A 7,200-nucleotide genomic window follows, 5' to 3' on the forward strand; every position below is an offset into this window, starting at 1 on the left:
ACATTTCACTCCACGAAAATCAGATTTATCTGCGGGAGCCGAAAAAAAAGAACTTATTTTGCAGGTAAATGAATACAAGTGTTAAGAAATTATTGATTATTGGATTTGTCTGGCCCGAGCCCACTTCATCGGCAGCCGGTACAAGGATGGTCCAGTTGGTTGATCTATTTCTGTCTGAAGGTTATCAAATCACATTTGCATCGGCAGCATCAAAAAGCGATTTCAGTTTTGATTTTAGTAAGACTAGCGTTGTTGAACAACAAATCAAACTGAACGACGAAAGCTTCAACGTATTTCTGAAAGAATTAAATCCGGAAATAGTGCTGTTCGACCGTTTTATGGTAGAAGAACAATATGGCTGGAGGGTTCAGCAGGAATGCCCAAATGCCCTTAGAATTTTAGATACTGAAGATTTACACTGCCTGAGGAGTGCCCGCCAGCAAAGCGACAAGAAGAAACAAGCCTTAGATTTATTCTCGGATACGGCGAAGAGAGAAATTGCTTCCATTTTACGCTGCGATTTATCTTTGATCATTTCTGAAGTGGAAATGAATATCCTGAAAACGCAGTTCAAAATTGATTCGTCGCTGATTTATTATTTACCCTTTCTGGAAAACGAAATCGATCAGCAGGCGATCGAAAACTGGATCCCTTTTGAAGATCGGGCAGATTTTGTTTTCATTGGCAATTTCCTTCACGAACCCAACTGGAACACCGTACAGGTTTTAAAAACCAAAATCTGGCCTACACTCAGAAAAAGGCTTCCAAATGTTAATTTAAATGTATACGGATCTTATGCATCGCAAAAAGTGTTGCAGTTGGATAACAAAAACGAAAAGTTTTTAATTAAGGGAAGGGCTCTAGATGCCAAAGATACCATTGCTAAACATCGAATATTACTTGCCCCCATTCAGTTTGGCGCGGGTGTAAAAGGTAAATTTATTGATGCCATGCAGGTGGGTACGCCGTCGGTTACCACATCCGTTGGTGCAGAAGCCATGAAAGGAGATTTAGATTGGAACGGCAGTATCGAAGATGATCTGGACCTTTTTATCGAAGAAGCTGTAAAACTCTATCAGGATAAAAATACATGGCAAATGGCACAGCAAAATGGCGTACAGATTATTAACCAAAGGTATTCAGCAAAATATTTTGCCGATCCATTTATTAAAGAAGTTGAAAGATTGGCTTCAAATTTAATTACACACCGACAAAATAACTTTTTCGGACAAATCCTAAATCATCACACGGTACAGAGCACCAAATACATGAGTTTGTGGATCGAAGAGAAGAATAAAAAGTAGTCCGGAGTCTTTAGTCGAGAGTCCGAAGTCGGGAGTCTGAGGTCCGAAGTATAGTGGCTTGAAGAAGAAATTAGTATAGATTCTGATTCCGTGGTCTGTGTCTCAAAGACCACTAGTGATAAGTTAATTTTATAGTGGCTATTCATTTCCCGCTGATCACACAGATTAACGCAGCATACAATGACAAATCAGCGCTTTTCTGCAGAATTTACTGGACATTATATGCGCCTTTTTATATTGAACATAACATTAGTATAGATTCGGGAGTAAATTTTATCTGTGACGAATTTCGCTCGGGTAACAGCACCCTCGTTAAATAAACCTGATGGTACGGAGCCGATCCTTCAATCGGCGGGAGGGACAGCAGGGCTGCTGCAACCAAAGAATTACCGGAGCGTTCATTACCTAATACTAACCGTATTTGAAAGAAATCAAATTTAATCTATTTAACATTTCAACTTTACAACATTTCAACAATTTTAGTACAACATTTGCTTACTTTTGTGCCCATGGCAAAAATATCGATTAACCTTGCTACAGGTTCGTTTCAGAAGGAAGAAATTATAGTTGGAATAGATTTAGGTACAACCAATAGTTTGGTGGCTTTTATCAATCCCGATAAAAATCCGCAGGTAATTAACGATGCAGGTAAAGGGATTTTGGTACCATCAGTGGTTTATTTTAATAACCAGAACGAAGCCATTGTGGGGAATGAGGCGAAAGAATTTTTAACCACCGATCCTTCAAACACCATTTTTTCGGTAAAAAGATTACTGGGCCGCTCTTATAAAGATGTGGCCGAACATAAAGATATTTTCTCTTACAAAATTATACACGACGATAGCGATGCATTGGTAAAAATCCATGCCGGCGACCGCTTTTATACGCCCATCGAATTATCGGGAGAAATTTTGAAAGAGCTTAAAGCAAGAGCAGAACACGCTTTAAAAACGCCTGTCAACAGAGCGGTAATCACTGTTCCGGCATATTTTAATGATAGCCAGCGCCAGGCCACAAGAGATGCCGGAAAACTGGCCGGCCTGGACGTGATGCGTATTGTAAATGAACCCACTGCAGCAAGTTTGGCATACGGAATTGGTTTAGATCCAACACAACAAAAAACCATTGCAGTTTACGATTTAGGCGGTGGAACATTTGATGTTTCTATTTTACAGATCCAGAACGGAATATTTGAAGTGTTGGCGACCAACGGCAATACCTATTTAGGTGGTGACGATTTTGACCGGGCCATTTTAAATTACTGGCTGGAGAAAAACAACCTCGATGTAGCCGTAGTTGCCCAAGACAATATTTTGATGCAAACCTTACGCCTACAAGCTGAGGCTGCTAAAAAAGCATTATCTACCCAAAATTTATATAACGAGCAGGTTGGCGAAATCTGGTGCACATTGGATAAACAAACCTTTGAGCAGTTAATTTCGGCAAAAGTTGAAGAAACCATAACCGCATGTAAAAATGCATTAAGCGATGCTGATCTATCGGCAAGCGATATAGACGAAGTGATTTTAGTGGGTGGCTCTACCCGTACGCCTTATGTAAAACAGGCGGTAGAAAATTTCTTCGGCAAAAAACCACAGGATAATATCAATCCTGATGAGGTGGTAGCACTTGGTGCAGCAATTCAGGCTGATGTTCTGGCCGGAAACCGCTCTGATATCTTGTTGTTAGACGTAACCCCTCTTTCTTTGGGTATCGAAACCATGGGTGGCCTGATGGATGTAATTATTGCCCGCAACAGCAAAGTACCAACTAAAGCGGGTCGCCAGTACACCACTTCAATAGATGGACAGGTAAATATGAAAATTTCTGTTTATCAGGGCGAGCGCGATTTAGTGAAAGAAAATAGAAAATTGGCCGAGTTCGACTTAAAGGGAATTCCTGCAATGCCTGCCGGTTTGCCGAAAGTAGACATTAATTTTTTATTGAATGCCGACGGAATTTTAACCGTTCAGGCGATAGAATTACGCTCTGGCGTTAAACAGGAGATCGAAATTACACCAAGTTATGGCTTAAGTGACGATACCGTGGAGAAAATGCTCCTGGATAGTATAGAACATGCTAAAAGTGATGTAGAACAACGTATGCTTATTGAAGCGAGAAGCGAGGGCGAACAATTGCTTTACACCGCCGAACGTTTTATCGAAAAACATGCTGAGCATTTAACAGAAACCGAAATTGCAGAAACCAAAGTACATATAGAAGCGCTCAGAACCGCTTTAGCTACGCAGGAAAAAGATACCATTCTGAAAAGAGCAGATGAACTGAACGAATTTACGCGTCCCTTTGCTGAGCGTGTAATGGATGCAGCGATTTCTACGGCCATGAAGGGAAAGAAGATCGAGTAACTGGTTGGCAGTTTTCAATTGCCAGTTTATTGCTACAGTTACCAGTTGTTAGTTTTGGGCCAGAGATCGTCATGCTGAACTTGTTTCTACAGATACGTCATTCTGAGCTTGTCTCAGAATCTTTCCTGCCATTAGGATCGATACATTTTCTTTATTTGGAAAGCAATACCAATGCTTATCGGTTCCTAAAGTTCTGTTCCTTCTGGTGACAAATGAGAACCACTACAATTGCTTTAGTAACCAAGTTGGGATTCTTTTGGCACCATATCAGGAGCTAACCGTTCGGTTATAAAGGCCAACAACTACAGAACTTTCGTTTTCAAATCAGAATGAATACTTAAATTAGGAAATTAACAGTTCAGCTCACTTTATCTTCGGTTATGCCTAAAATCAGACGCCAGCTTACATTATTTCTCACCGAACAAAACGAAAATATCGAGAAGATCAGGGCAGAGTATAATCCCATTCAATACCATTTAATTCCGGCCCACATTACTTTGTGCAGGGAAGATGAAATTGAAGCGTTGGAAAAGGTTATAACGAATATAGTGTCGATTAAACTTAACAATCCCATCAAAATTAAGCTTCAAGCTGTTCAACGGTTCCAAAATGGGCAAGGTGTGTTTATTCCCGGTAAAAACCATAATCATGATTTCGACCAATTAAGGGCTTCTATCTTAAAAGGAATAATCAGCCCACCACGATTCCAGCTGCCTCACATTACGCTCATGCACCCTAGAAATTCGCAGTGTACTGATGAAATTTTCAAACAGATAAAAAATTATAAATTACCTCATGAAATAAGTTTTAATGAGATAACTTTGATTGAACAAGTAGACGAAAGCCCCTGGAAATTAATTAATAGTTTTCCTATTACAACAACCCCATAAACAAGCCAGAAACCCTCGATACACTCAAGAATAAGTAAGAAGATGGTGTTTATAATGCATTTATTTAGATGAAGCTGTAAAAATAACGATCATTTCTTATGATTAAATCGATAAAAGTTAAAGACAACAGCAATTTAGTACCATTACTTTATGTTTTTGGTTTGTTCCCATTATTTTTAGTTAATCTCACATTTATCTTTGACCTGAGTTATCTTCAATCAACATTAATTACAATGTCGATACCGGTTGTCTTTCTAATTTTCTTTTTTAAAAACTTAATAGCTAAGCAAGAGGAATACGCCATCATAGCGGATGAAAATGAAATCACCTTATTAAAACTAGGGAAATTTAAGTGGACTGAAATTAAAACAATAGAAGCTATTGATGATGAGTCATTTGGACGCAGAAGATATTCTTCCATTAGTATTGTTTTACAAAATGGCAAAAAGTTTAAAATCGAATCCACAAACTTCGATTATTCCAATCATGAGCTAAAAACCATTTTAACCACGCTGGGAAAATTTACCGACTAATAATTTTCTTCACTTTTCTTACCATACATCAAAAATGGCTTAGCCCATATCCCTTAACTTTGTTAAAATTATTTATCATGATGGAATTAGGTATCGGTATGTTTGGCGATTTGCAGATCAATGCAAAGGGAGAAATTCAACCCGCTCAGCAAAGACTTCAGGAAATTATAGCAGAAATAAAACTAATGGACGAAGTTGGTTTAGATTTTTATGGCATTGGCGAACATCATCGCCCTGACTATGCGGTATCGAGCCCTGAAATTATATTGGCTGCAGCAGCCACCGTAACCAAAAATATTAAACTAAGCAGTGCCGTTTCGGTTTTAAGTTCTTCCGATCCGGTTAAATTGTATCAAAATTTTGCCACAATAGATTTAATTTCGAATGGCAGGGCCGAATTAATGGCTGGCCGGGGAAGTTTTATTGAGTCGTTTCCCCTGTTTGGCTACAACCTCCAAGATTACGACGAGCTTTACGAAGAGAAGTTAGATTTACTCCTTAAAATAAATGCAGCACCTAAAATCACCTGGAAAGGCAAATTCAGGCCAGAATTGAATAACCAGGAAGTATTACCAAGAGCTATAAATGACAATTTAAAAATATGGGTGGCCGTTGGTGGAACACCAGAATCAGTAGAACGTGCTGGCAGATTAGGTTTGCCGGTAATGTTTGCCATTATTGGCGGTCAACCCATACAGTTTAAGCCCCTTTTCGATTACTATAAAAAAGTTTATCAGGCTTACGGACATGATATGGATAAATTTGAAGTTGGCGTTCACATGCATTCTTTATTTGGCGAAAACAGCAGTGAAGTTGCCGATTACTATTACCCGCTTTATTCGGCACAGATGAACAGAATTGGCAAATCGCGCGGCTGGGCACCTTATCAACGCAATCAGTTCGATGCTGGCCGGAGCAGTAGCGGTGCGTTAATTATTGGCGATGTAAACGAATCGGTGGAGAAGATTTTAGCCATGGAAGAAACCTTTGGTTTAACGCGTTTCTCTGCACACATGGATGTAGGTGGTCCATCGCATGCAGCTTTGATGAAATCAATTGAGTTATTCGGAAGCAAGATTGCACCCAAAGTACGCGAAGCTTTAAAGCAATAAATTAAGCGTTGTCTTTTTTTGCGAAAACCTGTAAAAAAGAATAGATATAACAACCTACACAGATGGCAAATAAACTTTCTAACAAAGCGAAAATGGTCATGATGGAAGTAAAAATCAACGCTGCATTATAATAATTGAATAAAAATACCGCGGTAATCAAAAGGCAAAATCCAAAGCCTAAGGTTGCCGCGAACTTTTTTGGGGCCAGGTCTTTCATTTTCGGCGAAAGTGAAAATGCATTGGCTATTTTAACGGCGATAAATTTCAACAAACTCAATTTGCCCGATGTAAATGCCCTTAAAGCAAAATCAAAGATCAGAAAAACAATTGCCCAATAATTTGAAAACACAACACAAGCAATTGCAATTACTGCGACCATAAAGGCAATAATCCGCACTACATTTTCATTTACTCTTTCTGCTGATACCGGGCAAGATAATTCCATGGGCTAAATTTGCCGTAAAATTAGCGAATTAATTTAATGTCTATACAATCCAACAAAAAACCACCCCCAAGCCCTCCTTGAAAATAAGGAGGGGAGTTGATTTATCTACTAAGATTATACGCAGCAAAAGGTTCATACTAACACCTAACCAGCACATCCTTATAATAAAGAGTAGAGTTATTTCATCTATTAAAATGTATAGCCAAAGGATTCAAATTACAAACGCCAACAACAGGAACTAACCTTTGCCTCAGCACTTCCTACTCCCCTCCTGTTTTAGGAGGGGCAAGGGGTGGTAAGCGAGCAAAAAATTAGTTTAAAAATAGTTATATTGAATCATGGTGATCCATAACATCAAATACCTGAAAAATTATAGAAAGGAATTAAGGAACAATCTTACGCCTGCTGAGGCAACCATGTGGAAATATCTTCAAAATTCTAAACTTGATGGCAAAAAATTCAGGCGCCAACATAGTGTCGGAAATTATATTTTGGATTTTTACTGCCCTTCAGAAAAACTGGCTATTGAAGTTGATGGTGATAGTCATAA

The 7,200-nt window shown here is 38.8% G+C and carries 7 protein-coding genes; 6 read left to right on the plus strand and 1 reads right to left on the minus strand.

What is annotated here, in order from left to right; translation table 11 throughout:
• Positions 1-68: 68 nt before the first annotated feature.
• From AC07YT_RS17505 to AC07YT_RS17525, 5 genes are all read left to right on the plus strand, one after another.
• The gene (locus AC07YT_RS17505; RefSeq protein WP_086545238.1) at positions 69-1,304 is read left to right on the plus strand and encodes a glycosyltransferase; all 1,236 of its coding nucleotides are present in this window, start codon (positions 69-71) and stop codon (positions 1,302-1,304) included.
• Positions 1,305-1,813: 509 nt separating this feature from the next.
• Positions 1,814-3,670 (plus strand): molecular chaperone DnaK, encoded by a 1,857-nt coding sequence (gene dnaK, locus AC07YT_RS17510; RefSeq protein ID WP_494945436.1) that lies wholly within the window; start codon positions 1,814-1,816, stop codon positions 3,668-3,670.
• A 380-nt stretch (positions 3,671-4,050) separates the two neighbouring features.
• On the plus strand, positions 4,051-4,560 hold the full coding sequence (locus AC07YT_RS17515; protein ID WP_086545236.1) for a 2'-5' RNA ligase family protein: 510 nt from the start codon (positions 4,051-4,053) through the stop codon (positions 4,558-4,560).
• A gap of 98 nt (positions 4,561-4,658) precedes the next feature.
• Entirely contained in the window at positions 4,659-5,093 is a 435-nt protein-coding gene (locus AC07YT_RS17520; RefSeq protein ID WP_086545235.1) for a hypothetical protein, read from the plus strand.
• A gap of 77 nt (positions 5,094-5,170) precedes the next feature.
• Entirely contained in the window at positions 5,171-6,205 is a 1,035-nt protein-coding gene (locus tag AC07YT_RS17525) for an LLM class flavin-dependent oxidoreductase (RefSeq protein WP_494945437.1), read from the plus strand.
• 1 nt (position 6,206) lies between these two features.
• Here AC07YT_RS17525 and AC07YT_RS17530 read toward each other — a convergent pair whose 3' ends face one another.
• Positions 6,207-6,650 carry a DUF4395 domain-containing protein gene (locus AC07YT_RS17530; protein ID WP_086545233.1) on the minus strand — a complete coding sequence of 148 codons (444 nt, stop codon included), beginning with the start codon at positions 6,648-6,650 and terminating at the stop codon, positions 6,207-6,209.
• Positions 6,651-6,988: 338 nt separating this feature from the next.
• Between AC07YT_RS17530 and AC07YT_RS17535 the strand changes: the two genes are divergently transcribed.
• A partial coding sequence (locus AC07YT_RS17535) for an endonuclease domain-containing protein (protein ID WP_494945438.1) occupies positions 6,989-7,200 on the plus strand: 212 nt, incomplete at its 3' end.

This window comes from Pedobacter sp. GW460-11-11-14-TSB4 (genome assembly GCF_059423705.1).